The sequence below is a fragment of the Planococcus sp. CAU13 genome, from assembly GCF_000775575.1.
Lineage (GTDB): Bacteria > Bacillota > Bacilli > Bacillales_A > Planococcaceae > Planococcus.
In genome coordinates this window covers 1-20,592 of record NZ_JRGN01000193.1, presented here as the reverse complement: position 1 = coordinate 20,592, position 20,592 = coordinate 1, and the positions used below count along the sequence as shown (strand labels likewise).

General features: G+C 46.5%; 22 protein-coding genes. 7 read left to right on the top strand and 15 right to left on the bottom strand.

All coding sequences use genetic code 11. The features are described 5' to 3' along the window. Positions 1-115: 115 nt before the first annotated feature. Both KW93_RS08590 and KW93_RS08585 read right to left on the bottom strand, forming a co-directional pair. A complete protein-coding gene (locus KW93_RS08590) occupies positions 116-307 on the bottom strand; it encodes a hypothetical protein (RefSeq protein ID WP_033542588.1) in 192 nt (63 codons plus the stop codon). Between the two features lie 80 nt (positions 308-387). Further along, a complete protein-coding gene (locus KW93_RS08585; protein WP_033542587.1) occupies positions 388-864 on the bottom strand; it encodes a metal-dependent hydrolase in 477 nt (158 codons plus the stop codon). 88 nt (positions 865-952) lie between these two features. On the opposite strand from KW93_RS08585, the gene KW93_RS08580 reads away from it, so the two are divergent. The 3 genes from KW93_RS08580 to KW93_RS08570 all read left to right on the top strand — a co-directional run bounded on the left by KW93_RS08580 (position 953) and on the right by KW93_RS08570 (position 3,978). Next, positions 953-1,603, top strand: a complete 651-nt coding sequence (locus KW93_RS08580; RefSeq protein WP_033542586.1) for a YfbR-like 5'-deoxynucleotidase — start codon at positions 953-955, stop codon at positions 1,601-1,603. A gap of 86 nt (positions 1,604-1,689) precedes the next feature. Beyond that, positions 1,690-2,973 (top strand): hemolysin family protein, encoded by a 1,284-nt coding sequence (locus KW93_RS08575; protein ID WP_081986974.1) that lies wholly within the window; start codon positions 1,690-1,692, stop codon positions 2,971-2,973. Between the two features lie 162 nt (positions 2,974-3,135). Beyond that, entirely contained in the window at positions 3,136-3,978 is an 843-nt protein-coding gene (locus KW93_RS08570; RefSeq protein ID WP_033542584.1) for a YihY/virulence factor BrkB family protein, read from the top strand. 66 nt (positions 3,979-4,044) lie between these two features. On the opposite strand, the gene KW93_RS08565 is transcribed toward KW93_RS08570, so the two are convergent. From KW93_RS08565 to KW93_RS08505, 13 genes are all read right to left on the bottom strand, one after another. Further along, positions 4,045-4,314: a hypothetical protein gene (locus KW93_RS08565; RefSeq protein ID WP_033542583.1), complete on the bottom strand. Its 270-nt coding sequence runs from the start codon at positions 4,312-4,314 to the stop codon at positions 4,045-4,047. 55 nt (positions 4,315-4,369) lie between these two features. Next, positions 4,370-5,092, bottom strand: coding sequence for a YebC/PmpR family DNA-binding transcriptional regulator (locus KW93_RS08560; RefSeq protein WP_033542582.1), 723 nt, complete (start codon positions 5,090-5,092; stop codon positions 4,370-4,372). A 141-nt stretch (positions 5,093-5,233) separates the two neighbouring features. Then, entirely contained in the window at positions 5,234-5,455 is a 222-nt protein-coding gene (locus tag KW93_RS08555; protein ID WP_033542581.1) for a hypothetical protein, read from the bottom strand. A gap of 15 nt (positions 5,456-5,470) precedes the next feature. Then, positions 5,471-6,571: a nitric oxide synthase oxygenase gene (locus KW93_RS08550; RefSeq protein WP_052131536.1), complete on the bottom strand. Its 1,101-nt coding sequence runs from the start codon at positions 6,569-6,571 to the stop codon at positions 5,471-5,473. Positions 6,572-6,706: 135 nt separating this feature from the next. Beyond that, positions 6,707-7,285: a TerD family protein gene (locus KW93_RS08545; protein WP_033542580.1), complete on the bottom strand. Its 579-nt coding sequence runs from the start codon at positions 7,283-7,285 to the stop codon at positions 6,707-6,709. A 21-nt stretch (positions 7,286-7,306) separates the two neighbouring features. Continuing rightward, a complete protein-coding gene (locus KW93_RS08540) occupies positions 7,307-8,383 on the bottom strand; it encodes a toxic anion resistance protein (protein ID WP_033542579.1) in 1,077 nt (358 codons plus the stop codon). Positions 8,384-8,405: 22 nt separating this feature from the next. After that, on the bottom strand, positions 8,406-10,019 hold the full coding sequence (locus KW93_RS08535) for a YceG family protein (protein WP_033542578.1): 1,614 nt from the start codon (positions 10,017-10,019) through the stop codon (positions 8,406-8,408). Positions 10,020-10,034: 15 nt separating this feature from the next. Continuing rightward, positions 10,035-10,850: an HAD hydrolase family protein gene (locus tag KW93_RS08530; protein WP_033542577.1), complete on the bottom strand. Its 816-nt coding sequence runs from the start codon at positions 10,848-10,850 to the stop codon at positions 10,035-10,037. Next, entirely contained in the window at positions 10,847-11,956 is a 1,110-nt protein-coding gene (locus KW93_RS08525) for a cysteine protease StiP family protein (protein WP_033542576.1), read from the bottom strand. Before KW93_RS08525 ends, KW93_RS08530 begins: the two co-directional genes overlap by 4 nt. Positions 11,957-11,969: 13 nt before the next feature. Next, on the bottom strand, positions 11,970-13,238 hold the full coding sequence (locus KW93_RS08520) for a phosphoribosyltransferase family protein (protein ID WP_235318391.1): 1,269 nt from the start codon (positions 13,236-13,238) through the stop codon (positions 11,970-11,972). Positions 13,239-13,251: 13 nt separating this feature from the next. Continuing rightward, the gene (locus KW93_RS08515; protein ID WP_033542574.1) at positions 13,252-14,397 is read right to left on the bottom strand and encodes an HpcH/HpaI aldolase/citrate lyase family protein; all 1,146 of its coding nucleotides are present in this window, start codon (positions 14,395-14,397) and stop codon (positions 13,252-13,254) included. A gap of 98 nt (positions 14,398-14,495) precedes the next feature. Beyond that, positions 14,496-15,074 (bottom strand): TerD family protein, encoded by a 579-nt coding sequence (locus KW93_RS08510; protein WP_033542573.1) that lies wholly within the window; start codon positions 15,072-15,074, stop codon positions 14,496-14,498. 13 nt (positions 15,075-15,087) lie between these two features. Then, a complete protein-coding gene (locus KW93_RS08505) occupies positions 15,088-15,702 on the bottom strand; it encodes a TerD family protein (protein ID WP_033542572.1) in 615 nt (204 codons plus the stop codon). A 360-nt stretch (positions 15,703-16,062) separates the two neighbouring features. Here KW93_RS08505 and KW93_RS08500 point away from each other — a divergent pair, with 360 nt between their 5' ends. The 4 genes from KW93_RS08500 to KW93_RS08485 are packed head-to-tail and all read left to right on the top strand — an operon-like array spanning position 16,063 to position 20,452. Further along, complete coding sequence (locus tag KW93_RS08500) at positions 16,063-16,458, top strand: GtrA family protein (RefSeq protein ID WP_033542571.1); 396 nt, start codon at positions 16,063-16,065, stop codon at positions 16,456-16,458. 19 nt (positions 16,459-16,477) lie between these two features. Next, positions 16,478-19,081: a YfhO family protein gene (locus tag KW93_RS08495; protein ID WP_052131535.1), complete on the top strand. Its 2,604-nt coding sequence runs from the start codon at positions 16,478-16,480 to the stop codon at positions 19,079-19,081. Positions 19,082-19,138: 57 nt separating this feature from the next. After that, positions 19,139-20,014, top strand: a complete 876-nt coding sequence (locus tag KW93_RS08490; protein WP_033542570.1) for an SDR family oxidoreductase — start codon at positions 19,139-19,141, stop codon at positions 20,012-20,014. 42 nt (positions 20,015-20,056) lie between these two features. Continuing rightward, the gene (locus tag KW93_RS08485; RefSeq protein WP_033542569.1) at positions 20,057-20,452 is read left to right on the top strand and encodes a DUF2512 family protein; all 396 of its coding nucleotides are present in this window, start codon (positions 20,057-20,059) and stop codon (positions 20,450-20,452) included. The last annotated feature ends 140 nt before the right edge of the window (positions 20,453-20,592 follow it).

Genomic DNA, 20,592 nt, shown 5'->3' with positions numbered 1-20,592 from the left:
TTTATAATTTCAACATCTATGTTATTGTAGCGTTTATCCTTTTTTTGGACAACTTTGACTTTAATTTGAATAAATAAAATGCGCCTGCGTAATCAATGCAGACGCTGTTCCATCTCTATTCATCCTCGTTCTCACGAATGGGGATCCTTTCGTCTCCCATGCCGAGGTTGCTGTGCGCTCCTTTTTTCCCGAGTTCTTCACCAACGCGTATATCTGATTCTTTCCCTCCGAAACTGCCGTGAATCTGGCCGCCTCTTCTGGTGCTCTCAGTATCCTGTTCCCGATTGGAAAATTCCTCTTTGCTCATGAAACTCCCTCCTAAGATGTTTGTTACTAATCTCTTCCCCAATCTCTATGAAACAAACACATAAGAGGCATGAATGACTCTTATGGAAGGCCGAATGCCGACCATCCGAAATACACTGTAAGCAGGGACAATACAGCAAAAACCGCATATTCCCCCGTCCCGCCGGTTTTGGCCGTCAGCGGAAAACGCACTGTAAATTTCATCGGGAAAAATAATTTAATGCCGTTTTTGGTCGCCATATCGAGCAGCAAATGACTGCCCATACCCACCAGCAGACCGGCTGCAACGGCTTCATTCGGTAATACCGCATTAAAAAGGACAGCCGCCAGCAGTAAAAACAGCAGACTGTGGGTGAATGTCCGATGGCCGAAAAGCATATTCACGATTTTCGAAACAACCGGAAACGTCCGCCCTATTTTGCTGCCTCCGTGGCAGATATCCGGTATCATCGCGCCAACCGCGCCTGCTCCGAGAAGGATAACGGGTTCATAATTTGTAATTTGTGCGAATGCAAGACCTGCTGTAATGCCGCCAATGATGTGAGTTTTTCCTGTCATGTTCATTCTCCTCTTTCCAGACTATCTTTTATTATACTGAAAATGGGGTATGGTGAAGATAAAGAAATTTGGAAAAGGAGTTTTAGCTATGGGAATTCATACATTTTTCACCGCTTTAAACGATTTGGAACGAATTATCCGCGCGCCGGGGAGGTTTAAATTCGAAGAACATAATGTGGCTGCCCACTCCTGGAAGGTCAGCCAATACGCCATGTTCTTTGCGACTATCGAAGAACGGGCCGGACGTGCCATCGACTGGAAATCCCTTTACGAAAAAACGATCAACCATGACTTTGCCGAAGTATTTATCGGCGATATTAAAACGCCCGTCAAACATTCATCACCGGAATTGAAGGAAATGATCGCGAAAGTCGAAGAAGGGATGATGGAAAAATTCATCATCCGTGAAATCCCTGAAGAGTTTCAGCAGGTCTTTTTCGACCGCATGAAAGAGGGCAAGGACGAAACGATTGAAGGCCGCCTGCTCGAACTGGCCGACAAACTGGACCAGTTCTATGAGTCCTTCAACGAAATGAAACGCGGCAACGCCGACCCCGAATTCGGCAAAATGTACCGCATCGCTTTGACGAAATTGCTCAATATCCCGTTGGATGCGAGTGTCAGCTATTTCAAGAACATCCTTTTGGAAGATGTCATCAACGAAGACAGTGTCATTGACGTCAAAGGGATTACCCTGCAGGTGCTCGAGCGCCATAAGCATTCGCCATATATTTCCTAATCACCTTATGGTAAATTAATAGTAGTACAAATCAACCCGGAGGTGAATCCCTTAATCAAGGGAATTTATTGGACCCCATACTTTTAGTGAATTCAACGTTATTCGTTTTACTGATTTTATTTACTGCACTATTTGTCGGAGCGGAGTTTGCTGTAGTCAAAGTCCGCATGTCCCGCATCGATCAGTTGATTGAGGAAGGCAGCAGGCAGGCAGGCATCACCAAGAGGATTTTGGATGACCTCGATTATTACCTGACTGCGTGCCAGCTGGGCATTACGATGGCGGCGCTTGGCCTCGGCTGGCTTGGTAAACCGGCTGTCGAACAGCTCATTCTTCCACTTTTCAGGAATTTTGGTTTTCCTTCATCATCAGCTTTGGTGATTTCTTTCATCCTGGCTTTCTCATTGGTTACTTTTCTCCATGTCGTCCTCGGGGAAATGATTCCGAAATCGCTTGCCTTGCATTCGGCTGAGCGCATGACGCTCGCCCTTGCTCCTGTCCTGTATGTGTTCGGAAAAATAATGGCTCCTTTCATTTACCTGATGACAGCGGCGTCACGGCTTCTGCTCCGGATTTTCGGAATTCAGCCGGCGAAGGCCGAGCAGGGACATTCGGAAGAGGAACTGAAAATCATCATGGCCCAAAGCTTTCAAAGCGGCGAAATCAACCAGGCGGAACTGTCCTATATGCAAAATATTTTTGCTTTTGATGAACGCAGCGCGAAAGACGTCATGGTTCCGCGCACTCAAATGATCGCTTTCCCCGATTCCCTGACTACCGAAGAATTATTGGAAGAACTCAGGGAGCATCGGTTTACCCGCTATCCGATTGCCAGAGACGGCGATAAAGACGATTTGATAGGCTTCATCAACGCCAAGGAGATCCTTACGCATTACGCAGTCCACGGCTCGGTCCAAATGACGGAACTGGTCCACAGCCTGCCGTATTTCCACGAAACGACCCCTCTGCATACTGCTTTGGTGAAAATGCAGAAGGACAGGACGCATATCGCATTGGTGATTGATGAATATGGCGGAACTTCCGGACTTATTACAATGGAAGATATCCTGGAAGAAATTGTCGGGGAAATCCGGGACGAATTCGACGAAGACGAAGAAGCGGATATCATCAAAGAAAACGATCACCGTTATTTATTGAACGGGCGGGTGCTGTTAAAAGACCTTGAAGAGCGATTCGGACTCGAATTCGATGACAGCGAGGATATTGATACGATTGCCGGCTGGATACAGCACCAGCTGATTGAAGCTGAAACAGGCAGCATCGTTGAAAGAAGCGGCTGCCGCTGGTCTATTCTGGAAATGGAAAATCATCACATTTTAAAGATTTCGCTTGATATATTGAGCGATTGATTTATAACGAACTGCAGAAACAGTACAGAGGAGCTCAGCTTCTTCTGTACTGTTTTTATTGTTCTTTGTTTCTTTTTCATCGTGATTATTCCGTTTGAGGGTTAAACTCCCATCTCAGTGGGCATACAATTGTTAAGGAATTTTAAATGGGAGGCTGATGAAATGGCAAATGCCAAATCTTATGTAAAAGAGTTCGGCGAGAAATTCAAGGAAGACAACGCGACCCTTCTCGCAGCAGCACAGGCCTATTATTATCTTCTTGCAATCGTGCCCTTATTGATCCTGATACTGGCGATTCTGCCTTATCTGCAAATCGATCCCCAGCGCCTGATGGATCTTCTCGGCACAATCCTTCCCGGTGAAATAGCCACGACATTTGAAGATCAAATCGTCAGTGTTGTCACGACACCTGCTGGAGGACTGCTGACTATCGGTATTTTGGGGACGCTTTGGTCCGCTTCCAATGCGGTCAGCGCATTCATCAAAGCGACCAACGAAGCTTATGATGTGGAAGAAACAAGATCATTCATCGCTCAGAAAGGAATTGCGATTCTGCTTACTCTATTCATGCTTGTGGCAGTAGTCGTAGCGCTTGTACTGCCGATTTTCGGCGGTACGATCATCGATACTGTAAGTTCATTCCTGAATTTGCCTTCACAGACGGAAATTTTGTTCCAGGTGCTTCGCTGGGTCATTTCAATCGCAGTTATGAGCATTGTACTGGCAGTTATGTATAAAATTGCACCGAACAAAAGCTTTCCATTCAAAGAAGTCATTATCGGCGCGTTGATCGCGACTATCCTGTGGCAGCTCGTATCTCTCGGATTTTCATTTTATGTTTCTAATTTCGGAAGCTATAACGCCACATACGGCAGTCTGGGCGGTTTGATCATTCTGATTCTATGGTTCTTCCTGACCGGACTGATTCTTGTAATCGGTGCTGAAATCAACGCCATCGTCCACAAACGGAAAAACACAAAAAATGCACCTGCCAAAGTCCATTAATAATGGAATGAAAAAAGCCCGGCCCCATCAGCATATACTGATGGGGCCGGGCTTTTTATTGATCATTCAGCCTTCCCAGGCAATCTCCGTGGAATAAATCTGAGTGTCGCCGACAAAGATCCGGCATTTTGTGGAGCACAAACCCAATCCCAGTGATACTTTAATATCTTCAAAACTTCCGTCCTCGCTTCTCAGATTACCGAACAATCGTGCGCTGAATGCAAAGCCCGGCTGGTCGTCCTGCAGGACCCCGTCGACCCATAACTTCTTTTGATCCCATGTGCTTTCCACCCGAATACGATGTGAAGAATGTTTGATTTCCCATAAATCTTTCATCGTAACGCCTCCGTTTCATCCTGTTAAGGACAGTATATCAAATTACCGGAATTGTTTATTCACCCAGATCAACATTGTGGTAAACCTGCTGAACATCTTCAAGATCTTCAATGGCATCAATCATTTTTTCGAACTGCGCCTGGGCATCTTCCGGCAATTCCACTTCGTTCTGCGCCATCATCGTCAACTCGGCAACAGTGAAATCCGTGATGCCTTCCTGTTTGAATGCTTCCTGCACAAGATGGAACTGATCCGGTTCTGCATAAACGATGACTGCATCACCGTCTTCTTCAACGTCACGCACGTCAATATCCGCTTCCATCATCATTTCAAGCACTTCATCGGCAGACTTCTGCCCTTCAATGCCGATGACAGCCGTCGGATCGAACATATAAGCGACAGAACCGCTGACGCCCATATTGCCGCCATTTTTGCCGAAAGCCGCACGGACATCCGAAGCTGTCCGGTTTACATTATTCGTCAATGTATCGACAATGACCATGGAACCGTTCGGACCGAAGCCTTCGTAGCGGAGTTCGTCATAGCTTTCTTCAGATCCGCCTTTGGCTTTTTCGATTGCCCGGTCAATGATCGCTTTCGGCACACTGTATGTTTTTGCCCGCTCGAGTACGACTTTCAATGCCTGGTTCGATTCGGGATCCGGCTCACCCTGTTTGGCTGCAACGTAAATCTCCCGTCCGAACTTTGCGTAGATCCGGCTTGTATTCGCATCTTTTGAAGCTTTTTTCTCTTTAATGTTATTCCACTTGCGTCCCATAATGTTTCCCACTTTCTTTCAGCTTTGAATGTGAAGAACTTTCACTTCTTCCATTATATAATATAACCCCTCTATTGTTCGAGCAGCAGAAAATAAAATCAACAAAAAGGAAAAAAGCTCCGTTCAAAAGAAAGGAACTTTTCAGCGCTTTGTTTTATCAATCCGGTGATATTCAGATATTTGGGTGACCCGTACTTTTCCTGTGTCCAGTTCATGATAAATACCTCTGCTGTCGGTAAATGAAATATACTTATCCCGTTCGCTCTGGACAAGCATTTCCGCTTCCTCCTGTGATTTCAGAAAGATGAATCTTCGGATGTAATGTTCTTTGTCAAAAAAATACGTGATTTTGAATTCTTTCATGCTTACCCATCCCTTTCAGTCAGCGTAAGGTGCTTTCTGGTAAAAGAAATTCGGCTTGACGATATCATTTTTATACGGCTTATGGAAAATGTGCGTTGTGGCTGGCGACATCGGCGGAATGAGCCATGCCCAGTTCCCCGTGACGGCCCGTCTGGCTGCTTCTTCTTTTTTCTCGAAGCTTTTGAACTGCTTGGCCGCTGTATGGTGGTCGACGATGGTGACGCCGGCTTCCGCAAATGAATCCAATACAGCTATATTCAATTCGACAAGCGCTTTATCCTTCCACAGCGAACGATTGGATTTCATATCAAGGCCCATCAATTTTGCCACTGCCGGCAATAGATCATAGCGTTCTTCATCGGCCAGATTGCGTGCACCAATTTCAGTCCCCATGTACCAGCCGTTGAATGGCGTCATCGTATAATGGATGCCTCCGATTTCCATCCTCATGTCAGAAATGATCGGCACTGCATACCACTTTATCCTCAGTTCTGTAAAATTTTCCAGTTCCGGATGTTTAATTTCCACTTCCAGTATGGCCTGTTCCGGAAGTTCGAAATATTTCACCCCTCCTGCATCTTCAATGACAATCGGCAGAATATCAAAAGCGGTTCCCTTCCCTCGCCATCCGAGTTCCATACATTTTTTCGTAAATTCCACTGAAGAAGAATCTCCAATTATCGATGCTTCTTTTTCATAACCCGCATAACGCAAAAGCTGATGATTCCAGATGCGAAGCCTGCTTTCGCCGTTTTGTTCCGCCGGAAAAACAGTCAAAGAGGGCCGGATCTTTCCGCTATTTGCTGCAAATTCGATGTGATGAAGCAGCGCATCGAAAGCGCCTTCCGCCGTTCGATGCTGCCTTGCATCAAAAACGATCAATGTATTCCAGAATAGCCGGCCGATGCAGTGATTATTATTGCGCCAGGCCATCCGTGCGCCATGTTCCAATTCCTCAAAGGTATGCGTATAAGTACCTGTTTCTTCGACTTCTTCTATGATTCCAATCATTCTATTTTTTATTTCCGACTCATTTTTCCCCAGCTCCAGGTAGCATGCTTGAATAAAATAACCTGCTTCTTCTATTAAAAGACGTTTGTCCATAGCCGTTTTCATGCAACTCACTCCTTCTTCCCTACATGATAGCACCCCAATTTTATGTGCAGAAAGGAATTTGTGACCAGTTTATGATAGAACGAAGAAGCATATGAAAACCCGTTTCTCAAAAGAGAAACGGGTTGAGAGATATGCTTATGCCAAACCGAAATCATTTACTAACGCAGCAAGTCCGCCTTGATACCCTGAACCAATCGCATTGAATTTCCATTCGCCTGCATGGCGGTATAATTCACCGACAACCAGGGCTGTTTCAATGGAGAAGTCTTCTCCCAGGTCGTAGCGCAGGATCTCTTCGTCATTGCTTTCGTTCAGGATGCGGATGAAAGCATTCGACACCTGGCCGAAGTTCTGGCCGCGGCTGTCTGCTTCATGAATTGTAACTGTGAATACCACTTTATGGATGTCAGAAGGCACATTCGGTAAGTCGACAATCACTTGCTCATCGTCTCCTTCGCCTTCACCTGTCAGGTTATCACCTGTATGTGTCACGGAACCGTTGCCGCCAACAAGGTTGTTGTAGAAGATGAAATCTTCCGGTCCGCGTGATTTGCCGTTTTGACCTACAAGAAACACAGAAGCGTCAAGGTCGAAATCTCCGCCGCCGCTGTATTTGTTCGTATCCCAGCCCAGGCCTACAGTAACTTTTGTAAGTCCCGGATTTGTTTTTGTTAAATCGATTTTCTGACCTTTTGACAAGTTGATTGATGACATGAATAATCTCCTCCGATAAAATTATTTTCTTTGGGTATCTTCATATTTCTTTTGCAATTCTTCGATGCGCAGGCGACCTTCTTCGCGCATTTTGCGGTTTTCATCTTCAATTGCACGGGTATCATTCATCCCCTGCATAATAGTTTCCCATGTCTGCTCGATCGTTTCAATCTTGATGCTCGGCTGGCCGGACATCCGTGCAATATCCACCGACTGCCGGGAAATATCATTGGCATTGTTCAACAGCATTTCATTCGTGCGGCGGTCAAGTTCACTCATCGATTCAGCTACCAGGTTCTGACGCTTCGCCGCGATGGCATTGATCAGGCCTGTTTTGAAAATCGGGATTGTAGTAACAAACGCCGAATTGATCTTTCCTATGAGCTTCGTGTTGCCGCGCTGCAGCATGCGGATTTGCGGCGCAGACTGATAAGATACCTGTTTCGCCATTTCCAAATCGTAAACACGCTGCTCCAGCAGTTCAATGGCATTCTGCAATGAATTCAATTCCATCAGCGCCATCTGGTCACCGGATTCCGCTTTTTTGCGTACTTCCGGTTCTTTCGCTTTCAGTTCCTCGACTTTGATGTCACCTGCTGCGATGTATTTCTCCAGTTCCATGAAATACTGGAAATTCTGGTCATACAATTCTTCAAGTGTCGTCGTCGATTTCTTCATTTCGGCTTCGTATTTTGTGATTTCCACATACACTTTATCAATTTCTGTACCCATCGTCTGGTATTTATTGAAAAGCTGTTCAATCATTTTATTGCCCTTATTGAAGATTTTATTGAGGAAGCCTTTCTTTTCGACAAAATCCTTTTTATCGAATTTGTCCATGATTTTTCCTAGCTGCTTCAATAGCTCACTCGATTCTTCCATACTGTTGGCCTGAACCGAATTCAATACTTTCCCGGTAAACGCGGAAATTTCGTTTGCAGGCTCACGGCCGAATTCCAATAATGCAATCTGGTTTTTCGGATCGATTTTCGCAGCCAATTGCAGCACTTCAGGATCTTTCTTCAATTGCGCTTTCAGCTGGTTTTCATCTTTCATTACAAGTTCCTGCTGTTCGATCTGATCTGGCATCGTGTTCATCATTAACCCCTCCTTTTCTTAATCAAAGCCATTTCCCAAGAAACTTCCTTACCACGGACGGTTCCTGGAACGGTTCGTTGAAACTTCGTTCATCCAGCCAGTGCACATCATAGGCCTCCGTATCCAGCCATCGCTCGATATCCTGATGGCCCTGCGGATTGATGATGATGTTATCAAGGCCGAAGCTATGAATCAGTGCAATCGCATTGGCGTCTGCACGGCTCAGTTCTCCGTCTTTCTCTTCATTATAGAACAAAAGCGTCGGAACAAACTGCGGATAATCAAATAATTGAATCAATTGAATGACAGAATCGGGCAGAGACATCGATTGAGAAAAGGCATAGAGCTGCAACTCTTCGAATGACTCCCCGTTTTGAGGCAGCAGGATCGGCTTCTCCACATGCCTTGCGATGGCTGCGCCAATCGCTGTCTGAACACCGTCCGGCAATTTGCTGTAACGCCACCAATTGGATTTTTTCATCTTTTCGGGATCCAGATTGCCTTTATTGTCCAGTGCTGCACGGTAATGGAATTGCTGATTGCCTTTGCGTTCTTGGATAAACGGGAAACTCCGAACCAATTTCGTGTCCTCCCGTTCCGTCAGTTTGTGGATATTGTCCCAAAACCGCCTGCGGTCTTTTTCAATGCCCATGACTTTGGCGAAGACGACGGGAATGTGGACGACACCGCGTTCGACCGAAAATGAAGGCCGCACCATGGCCCGTTCTTTCGCCAGCATGAATGCTTCATCGATTGTCGTCTTCAAACGGATCGGATGCGTAATATAGGATTTAAACTGAAATGGCTTATACAATCCGGAATCGTCATGATGCAGCAGCCGGTCCACTTCCTGTGTTGCCCGGTAAGCCACTGTACCGACACGTTTCGGCTTTTCTTCAGGGAACAGCGGAGGTGTTTCAATATTCACCTGAAAGCTGTGGCTGTGAATCTTCTCTTCACCCACCATCGTTCCAAACCACTTTTGACCGGTCGGATCATAAACGACGATATGAAAACCATAGGCAGCGGCCAGCTTCAGGAACCATTTTTCGCTTTCGGATGCCTCACCGTACCAGAGGAAAGCAGGCAATCCTTTTTCAAGATTCAATTTGACTAGTTCCGGTTCTATATGATTGAATGTCCATTTCACAAGGTCCGTCGCCACTCTTCTGAATGAAGATTGCACCGTACTGCCGCCTGACTGCTCCTGAAACGCTTTCAGCACATCTATCATGACCAGCCGGATGCGCCGGTTAAGACCGGCATCCTTCAGGCGGGGCAATAGGCCTTTGCCATCCAGGAATGCGACGATACGGCTCGCTGATAACCCTTTTTCTTTCCGGTTCATTTCAAAAAGATCCTGAAGTGCTTTCAGCCGGTCCTGTTCAATGTGTTTGTTCAGCTTGCCTGACAGGCGGATTAGCCGTCCGCCTGCCTGTTCCATCGCTTCATAAATGGAAGCGAAATAATCGTCTGTATCCAGCGGCATTCCGGTGTATTCCCCCAGAAGCTGCGGATAGGTGATTGCGTCTTCTTCAATTTTTGTTTCTGTATGGTTGACGATCGGCTTATTCAGCCACTCGCCGACTTTTTCCGGATCCCATGTTCTTACACGGACCGGATGCAATTGAACCATGGGTTTCCCCCCTTGCTATTTGCTTTGCATCGAAATGTCAGCAACTTTCGCCAAAATTTCTTCTCCTGCCTTAATGCCCTTTTCTTCCGTAACAATAATGTGATCTGACACTTCCGCATCCGAACTGACTGCTTCGCCGTGTGCGGCAAGCAATCCAGCATCTGCGCTTTCCAGCAGATCCAGATCCAGCAGGGAATCACCAGCAGCTATGACGTAATCCGCCTTGATGCGGTCACGCACATATTCCATAGCAGCCGCTTTCGTGATGCTTTCCGGCATAATATAGAGCTTTCTGCCCTGGAGTGAAATTCCCCATCCGATTTCACGGAAAATCTCGGTAAAGAAAGATAGCTTTTCTTCCGGGAATCGTGCGCGGTCCACAACAAGATACACAAACCAATCTTCTGCCTGCCGTACGCGCAGGACCCAATCTTCATTGAAGTGCTGATGAATTACCGGCAGCAGTTCTTCGATTACGGTTTTCCTCCTGATGCATTGGCGGCGGATATCGGTGGACCATTCTTTGATGGGTTCACCGTTTTCAAGAATGACGGCACCATTCGAGATGATGGCGAATTGCGGCGGTTCATCGCCTTCATAAATCCCCGTCACCCGTTCATATTGTTCGCGTGTCCGGGTTGTCACCGGCACAAACACAGTATCCGGTTCCAGTTCCCATAACGCGGACTGGCTTTGTTCGGTCATGAAAGATTGCGGTTTGCCTTCATAGCGTTCGACTTCTATCAATTCTTCCGGCTTTACTTCACTGCCCATGGATCTCCGGGAGTAAATCAGTGTCTGGTCGAGGTCGCTTGCAAATAAAACCGTCATATTTCTTTCCCCGATTTGATAAGGCCGATCGAGCGGTAGAACAGATCCGGAACTTCTTCCACCGGCACATCCTTCTCCGCAGCCAGCATCAGAATATGCTTCACATCGGGATGCCCCGTGTCTCTTACCAGCACTTTCCATGGGTTTCTCCGAAGCAGCACGCGTGTCGTTTCGCCGACTCCCGGTTTAACGAGATGGTAGTCCGTTTCACTGTACAGCCGCCGCCCGATTTCCTCCACTTCTTCCATGCCTTCCCATGTGCGTTCGGCAGTCACCGGAGTGCTGTGGGCTTCCGCTTCGGCGGCTTGAGCTGTTTCAGCGAAGCAGGCCGTAACCTGATCCACGAAATCATTTGAAAGATCTTCTTCCATTAATTCGCCGTAAAATTTCGCACCGTGGTAATCATCCGCTCCGATAAAGTGGTCGTTCAAAATGGTGCGGCTGACCAGGCCGGAAACAGTGGAGTTCAGGCAAGCGCTTGGAATCAGAAAATCTTCCCTTGTGCCGAACAGGACTGCGCAGGCCCCCGGATCCGCAAGAACCGCCATATCGTCCTTTAAATCGGTGCTGTATCTGCTGTTGAAAACCTCAAGCGATTTTGTCAATTCTTTTTGAATGGCCCCTTTTCCGGTCCATCCATCTATGAATTGGATGCGGCTGCCCGGATGGGTTTGCAGAATTGTGTGGATCGCTTTTTCATCGATTCCTTTATCCCGCAGAATCGAGACGCTGTAATGCGGCCAGTTCAAATCCATTACCTGATCGGCATAGCGCTTGATCAATATGCCAATCGGGCTCCCTGCGCGCGCAAGCGAAACCAGCACAATATCATCCGTTCCGGCGTTCAATTGGATTCTTCTCGCCACAACGCCGACAAGATGGCTCAATTGGATTTTCGTCTGTGCGACCGACTGATGATAAAGTTTTGTATATTCTTCAGATGGACGGTATTCGACAGGCAGTCTTTCGGCATAATGGCCGCCGGTCTGCACCGCTTTTTCCCGTTCTTCAAGTGAACTTTCTTCAAAATCGTCAGTGACATCTTTCAATAGAAACGTGATGTCTTCATCCGGATAGCTTGTTTTCACCAAACCCGCAGTAATCATCATGCCACCTCTTTTAATTTTTGTCTGTCAGTGCGAGCCACTCGACCGGTGCCTTTTTTTCCAGATACGCGATCAAGGGCTGCCACGTTTGTTCATCAACGACCGATTCGGCCAATAAATAGATTCTGTCAGTATCCACTTTGTTTATATTATATAGGAATTGATCGACATTCTCAGCATCCGGCAGGTTAAAGCGGACTTTCTCCTTGATCGGATACCCCGTTTCCTGCGCTGCGAAAATTGGGCTTCTTGTGGCGGTCTGTACCAGGGCATCGCCGCCAAGCTCCATTGCGAAGCGAAGTGGCAGATACATATTTTCCCCAACTCCGATTACCAGCGGTTTTTTGCCGGCAGTCACTGCACTTGCCGTCTGCTCAGCCCATTTCTCAATCTCCAGATGGCGGCTGCTCGACAAACCGAATCTGCCGGTGAATGGAAGATAACGCTGTCCCCCGGCAGAATAGAGGTCAACCGCCTGAGTTTGTGCCGACCGATTGGGCACTCTGTCTCCGGAGCCATCCAGAAATTCCACTTCCGCTTCATCCGGAGATTCACTGTGGTTCAATTTGAATTCACCGGTAAGCAGAGATAGAACATCAATTTTCAGATTACGAGCTTCCGCCATCTTTTCGAGTTTCTGCTGCTGCTTTTCACTGCGCCAATCCAGTATGGAAAGGGATATGTATTTTTTGCCTGGAAAATGAGCATCCAGGGCGCTGATCAGATTAGCCAGCGTATTGCCTGTAGAAATTTCATCATCGACCAGCACAATCGTTTCAGCATCCTCCAGCATGCCTGCTGGAGCATATACTTTATGGGACGTGGCATGGGAATGCTCTTCTTCAAATACAAATGCAGGCGTTGCACCGACAATTTTTTCACGGGTCGTATGGATATAAGCTGCTTCGTCGAAATGGTGGAAAACCGCATGGCCAAGGCCCGTTGCAGTTTCCGCCATTCCGATGAACACAGTTTGCTCAGGCAAAGCCGTTCGGTAGGCGAGCGATTCCCGGCTGGTCGCGGAACATGCGATTCCCGATCCGATCATATCAACGATCTGCTGATGCTGCGGAATCGGCGGAAGCCCGGAATTTTCCATCAATAATGAAGCCAGCAAACTTCCCGTACCGAGTGCCAGTGCCGGATGAACAGCTAAATGTTTCGCGATTAATTTACTGACAAAAAGAAATTGTCTTTTTTTATTCACTCTTAACGCCATGGAAAATAACGATTCCATCGGCAAGTTTCCGTAACTGTCGTTGACAGATACTTCAATATCCATTTTACCCCAATATCTATACCTGTTTTGCAAGCTGTTTTGCACGTATGTGGTTGAGGACGTCGATTGGTTTGTAGTATTCATTCAGCACCCCATATATTTCCGCTTGAGCAGCTATTTTCTTCGCCCAGCTCAGGTGCGGTTTTACTTCGTTCATCTTATTGCGCTGCGGACTTTGCAGGATTCCATTGAATGTATCGCTTTTTGCCAGTATGAGCATGGCATCTTCATACGTTTCATGTGACACAATATAGCCTGCATTGACGATGGCAATCTGGGAAGGATGGATGCAGGTTTTGCCTTTAAAGCCATTTAACACATCCAGTTGCACTTCTTCCCACAGGACTTTTTCCGGTGTGGAAGACAGCCACGCGTCGGTTTCTGCTGAAAAATATTCATAGACCGGCCCCGATACGATGAAACTGTCCTGTGCTTTCGTAAATTTATTGAGTACCGAAATCAGGCAATCGCGGATTAAATGCACGTCGTAAATGGTCCGCTCTGCGGGACGGCGAAGGCCATAAAGACTCGAAAAATCAGTGGCTCCGACTCTTATCGTCAATATCCGGTCTTTTTCTTTCCGCAATTTACTGTAAATTTCCATCAGCGCCTGTTCACGCGTTTCCGCAAACAGCACTTCTTCCGTTTCAAGAAGGGGCAGCGCATACAGTTTTCTTCCAGCGCATTCACTGGCACGGTCCAGCGCCAGGAAGAAGTCTTCCAGTTCGGAAGCCTGAACTTTTGGCAGCACGATGCCAGTCAGCACACCGAGTGCGCTGCCCGTCATTGATGTCAGCTTTTCGAGTTGAACCGGATTGCGGATACGCAAAAACAGCAGTGGGCTTTCATCCGCATCACCGGCAGAAAATCGTTCAAGCTCTTTTAATTGGGAAACAACATTTGCTTCTGCCGACTCCAAATCACTGTCAGCCACCGCGTCTTCCAGGCAAATCATCAGAGTTGCCAGGCCGGAAAAAGTGTTCCGCCGATAACTTCCGGCTATAATCTTAGCTGCGAAATCAGGTCTTGAACCAGGAGTGTAGAGTGCTGCACCCAACGCCAACCCAAGCATTTCCCGTTCCGTATCTCGATTAAATTCTGCCGGGGAGTATTTAAAAAACGTCTTTAACTCAGAATTATCCAATACGTTGAAATGTCTCATTACAAGATCCTCCCGGCACAATTAAATTAAAGGGTTCTTTCCATTTGAATGGAGAAAAAAGCAAGGAGCCCAGCCCCTTGCTTTTTTAACTTGCCAAATCAGCTGTCGAGTCCGAAGTCCTTAACCAGCGACGCGAGACCACCCTGGTAGCCGCTGCCGATGGCATTGAATTTCCACTCACCGCCGTGGCGGTACAACTCACCAACAACGATAGCCGTTTCAATGGAGAAATCTTCCCCCAGATCGTAGCGGATCAATTCTTCATTTGTATCTTCATTGACGATGCGCACATAGGAATTGCTTACTTGGCCAAAATTCTGGCCTCTCGCTTCGCCGTCATGGATCGTAATGGCGAAAGTCACTTTTTCGATTGAAGAAGGAATAGCCGTCAGGTTGACTTTCACCTGTTCGTCATCGCCTTCTCCTTCGCCCGTGCGGTTATCACCGGTATGTTCAACAGCTCCGGCAGCGCCGACCGTATTATTATAGAAGATAAAATCTGCTTCAGATGCTGCTTTACCGTTTGCATTTAAGAGAAAAACCGAAGAATCAAGGTCAAAATCCTGGCCTCCGTCATATTTATTGGTGTCCCAGCCAAGCCCGACAACAACTTTTGACATACCCGGGTTGCTTTTCGTCAGATCCACTTTTTGCCCTTTTGATAAATTGATTGCCATTCAACTTCACTCCTTATGCATATTTATTGGCGATTGAGCCAATATCAGAATCTGTCGTGCCTTCACCGATTGCAGAGAATTTCCACTCGCTGCCCTGACGGTATAATTCTCCCGTAATCAGCGACGTTTTCCCCGAGTAGTTTTCTGTCAGGTTGTAATGAACCAATTCTTCTTTTGACTGATTATCGACCAAACGGATAAAGGCGTTTTCAATCATGCCGAAATCCTGCTTTTTCTGTTTGGCATTATAGATGTTTACAACAAACACCAAACGGTGAATCGAAGGTGAGATGCGTTTAAGGTCGATGTTGATGGTTTCATCGTCGCCTTCTCCTTCGCCGGTCAAATTGTCGCCTGAGTGGACAACGCTGCCGTCACGGCTTTGTTTATTGCCAAAATAAATCAGGTTCTCTTTGCCTTTGAGCTTGCCGTTTTCATCGAGCATGATGACCGAGGCGTCGCAGTCAATGTCGGAACCGCCGCCCCCGCCGCCAAGAAGTGAGCTTAGAAAGCCACCGCTTTTTTTCGTTTCAATCGGGTCCCACCCAAGTCCAACCATAATACTGGATAGAGAAGTACGCCCTTTCGTCAAATCGATCTTCTGACCTTTTACTAAATTGATAGCCAATCTCAACACACTCCTTATATTTATGTATTCTATTGTTATAATATTTGTATATGCGGAAAATTACAATTTTGAGAGTCAAACGCTCCTGAAAGACGCACTTTCTCCAAGGTTAAACCTAGCACCTTCCAATTTATGTGTCAATCGGTTTAAGCGGAATTTTCTGAAAAAATAATTTTATGCCTCATTGTTCCCCGTCTCTGTATGTTATACGAGCAGGCGACGGTAAAGTTTCAGGTTTCCATTTTAAAAACAGTGCATGGATAAAACTTCGCAAGCTTCTCTGTACATATTTTTCATGCTTTTCGGGTATATACCGCAAGGAGCTACTATTAACTCACCGCCGGAAGGAAGATGAAACCGATGAGCCTTAAATCTTTCAATACGGAATTCACCCGCTTCCTGTTCGTCGGTGTCGTCAACACGCTGAGTTATTATTCCATTTATCTGCTGCTCCACAACCTTTTCTCGCTCCCATATATGTTTGCGCACGTCATCGCCTTTCTGATCAGCCTGAACGTCTCATTTTTTTTGAATACTTACGTCACGTACAAAGTAAAACCCACTTTAAAAAAATATTTATATTTCCCTTTAACGCAAGTCGTCAATATGTCGGTATCGACGATTCTCATCTTCGTATTTGTTGAATATCTCAAATTGAACAGCAATATCGCACCTTTTGCCGCAGTGTTATTCACTGTGCCAATTACTTTTATCATTTCAGGTAAAATCATGAAAGATCCGGTGCGACAGAAATAAGTGAAAAGACGGTGAATTCATGTTGAAGAAATACCCAATGCTCTGGCTGCTGTTGTTCAGCCTGGTGCTCGCCATTCTGGCACATGGCGTTTTCCTGTATCAATGGACACAGGAGCACTATATGACGGGCATCAATGACGGATTGTCGCAGATGATGCCTTTTAAACATCTTCTATATGAACAATACACAAACGGGGAATTTTTCTATTCCTTCGATTTTGGACTGGGAGCCGGAACTTTCAGTGAACTGGCATATTATTTTTCCACTTCCATCGTATTTTTGCTGACCATTCCCCTTGTCTGGCTGCTCGACATAACTGGGCTGGTCCATACACCCGATGTTCTTTTTTGGGCCAATGCGGCTGTCTTCATCAGCGTGATCCGGCTGACTTTTGTATTGTTCATCACTTCGCGCCTTTTTATGTACATGAAACTTTCCTATTGGCCATCGCTGCTCGGAGCTGCGGTATACGGTATATCCGGCATGTATTTCCGCCACACAGTTTACTGGGAATTTTTCGCCGACGCTTTTCTTTGGCTCCCGTTGCTCATACTGGGCATCGAGAAAATATTCCGGGAACAAAAACCTGGCTGGTTTCTTGCAGCAGTGGCCATTTCCTTTTTCGATAATTTCTATTTTGCCTACATCAATTTTCTGCTGGCTGCCATTTACATTCTGTTCAGGCTGTTTATCTCCCTGACTGCTGCTGAGCAAAACCGCAGGAAAATTCTATTGAACATTGGGATCAGCGGCATTATCGGATTCGGCATCGGCGCAGTTGCTTTCATTCCGGCGGTTTATGCCTATTTGAATAACCACCGACCGCCTTTTCAGCAGGATATCCCAATTTTCGATCCGTTTGACAATATCATTTACTCAAGCCGCTATATCATTCTTCCGGCATTATTTGTTCTATTTTTATTCACGTTCCGTTTTTACCGCAATAAAACATTCCGCCTTTTCGCTTTACTCGGGATAGCTGGTGTGATCATGCATTTAAGCCCGCTGATCGGCAGTGCTTTTAACGGATTTTCCGCTCCGCAGTACCGCTGGGAATATTTCATCTCTTTCGCTGCCGGCGGAGCAATTGCCAGCGGCCTTAGCATGTTCACCAAAATTCCGTATCGCAGTTTTTACATCGCAGCTGCACTCTCCACAATTGTTTATGCGATGTACGCCTTTTTCGATCCGTCTTTCGAATTCAATCATGCTGAATCCTATATCGCCCTTGGAAGCTTATTGATTACACTGGCTGTAGCTTTTGCTGCTGTCCATACCCGCAATGCGACTGCCCTGAAAATACTTGCTGCCTCGCTGCTCCTTTGGATTCTGGTTTACGCGAATTTCTATCAGCATGAGAGACTGCTGAAGATGGGAAATATCTCACAGGTCAATAAAGAATTGATTACGGGGGAGGATTATGATAATCCGGAAATACGTGATTTGCTGGATGCTGTCCATGCCAGAGAAGATGATGAAATGTACCGCATCGAATGGATGGAAGGTGTCCGCAACAACACGCCGATTGTTCAGGATTTCCAGGGATTGAGCGCTTATTCAAGTATTTTGAATAAAAATCTGCTGTACTTCTACCTGTATGATCTGGAAATCGATATGGAACGGGAAAGCGTCAGCCGTTATGCAACGCTCGGCAACCGGGCGAATCTCTTCAGCCTGCTGCGGGGCAAATACATTATCCGTCCTGAAGGCAATGCCAACACACCATACGGCTTCACTGAAATACTTGCTTCTGAGAATTACAGAGTATATGAAAATGACAATGTGCTTCCTTTTGCGAGAGGCGCAACAGAAGTTTATCAGGAGCCGAAATTGAACATGCATCCCCCATTGGTGAGGGAACACGCCATGCTGAATGGCATTGTATTGGACACTGAAGAAGACGGCAGTCCCATTCAAGTGACCGGCGACATTACTTCGCAGTTCAGTATCGAGGAGGAAGCTGCTTCTTATGATAATGGGATCCTCGAGGTCAGCGGAGAGACCGGCGGCATTGATTTGATATGGGATGAACCTGCTGACAATGCGGCGGATCTGTATATTTCCTTCAATCTCATGAACACGGCAGCAGATGAAGGTTTTAATCTTGCAGTAAATGATTACACCACTTCGCGAAAATCGAACGATTCCATCTATAAGACCTTCGTCGACGATCTGACGATACGCGTCCCATCTCAGGAACGTGTAAGCATCCGTGTTCCGGAAGGCCGTTATTATTTGACGGAACTTCAGATTTTCGGCGAAGATTATGAAACTCTGGAAAGAGCCGCTGCCATGCCTTCCGGTGTAAATGATCTCGACATAGACGGCAGCAGGGTCGAAATTCTGTATGATAATTTTGCAGGGGACGATTATTTATCAGCTGTCATCCCATATGAAATCGGCTGGAGCGCAACAGTGAACGGTGAGGATGCAGAAGTGCTGAAGGCAAATTATGCTTTTGTCGGCGTTCCGATTGAAGAAGGTGAAAACCGGATTGTCTTTACTTACCGCCCTCCGTTCTTTGTCCCTTCATTGATTCTGAGTGTCCTGTCGGTTTTTCTGGGTGTTTTCTGGATTTTCAGAAAGAGGCGGAACGACACTGAATCGGCTCTGAGCGTTTAGCTCCTCGACTTTCGGGAATAGGAAAATCATGAGATCAACTTTACAGGAGGAGATAAAATGGCTGAGGATAAATACGAAAAAATGGATGATGCTGTCGACCCGCAGGAACAGGGACGGCAGCCGGGATTCGAAAACGAGATGGATCCCGAACCGATTTATGATGATAAGGATTATAAAGGTGCCGATAAGCTGAAAGGCAAGACGGCTCTGATTACCGGTGGAGACAGCGGAATCGGGCGTGCGGTAGCTGTCGCTTTCGCAAAGGAAGGCGCCAATGTCGCAATTGCGTACCTCGATGAACACGAGGATGCCGAAAAAACTGTGCAGGCTGTCGAATCCTATGGTGCAAAATGCATTAAATTCGCCAGTGATGTCAGCAAAGTGGAAAATTGCAATCAGCTGATTGTGGATGTAATCGGGGAGTTCGGCCAGTTAAATGTTCTGGTTAACAACGCCGGCAAACAATTTCCCCAGGATGACTTCCTGAATATTTCCCAGGATCAATTGACCGAGACCTTCGAAACGAATATCTTTTCCATGTTTTATCTGACCCAGGCTGCAATTCCCCATATGCAGAAAGGGGATTCAATTATCAATACATCTTCTGTCACCGCTTACCGGGGATCTCCGTCGCTGATTGATTATTCAGCGACAAAGGGTGCCATAACAGCATTTACACGCTCACTGGCCTCCAATCTTATCGATGACGGCATCCGGGTGAATTCAGTGGCGCCGGGCCCTATCTGGACACCACTGATTCCATCGACATTCGATGCGGAAAAAGTCGGAGAACATGGTGGCGATACGCCGATGGAACGACGCGGTCAGCCTGCCGAAGTGGCGCCGGCTTATGTATATTTCGCTTCAAAAGATTCCACTTATGTCACCGGACAGGCTATTCACGTGAATGGCGGCGACTTTATCAGTTCATGATTAAAGCGAATAACGCAAATCATTTCGAGGGGGTGTATTCAGGTGAAATATATTGAAGCGCTGCTGATGAAGTTCGCCATGGTCTTTTCGGTATTGTTTGTCATTCTCGGACTCACTTACGGAGTGGAAGTGTTCGACATATTCATCATAAGTCTCATTATTACAGTCATCGGCTTTGTCGGAGATCTCGTTATTTATCCTAAAACCTCCAACAAGGTTGCGACAGGCGGAGATTTTGTCCTGGTATTTCTGCTTGTCTGGCTGCTGGGAATGTGGCTGATTGAAAACCCTGACTTCTCAATAGTCATGGCTGCTCTTTTCACTGCTGTTGTGGTTGCAGCGGGCGAATGGTTCTTCCATATTTATCTGACAAAACGCGTATGGGAGCAGAAGGAAACTTCGCATACTACCGAACATGACGAACCAAGAAGAATGTAGATTTCGATATTAAACCCCCGAAGCAAAAGCTTCGGGGGTTTCAGTATGTTGAGAAAGAAATAAAGGAATCGATATTCCGCAAAACAGCTGCGCTTTCCTGGGGGCTTGCGCTGGGAGTCTTCGCTGTTTTGCTCCATATC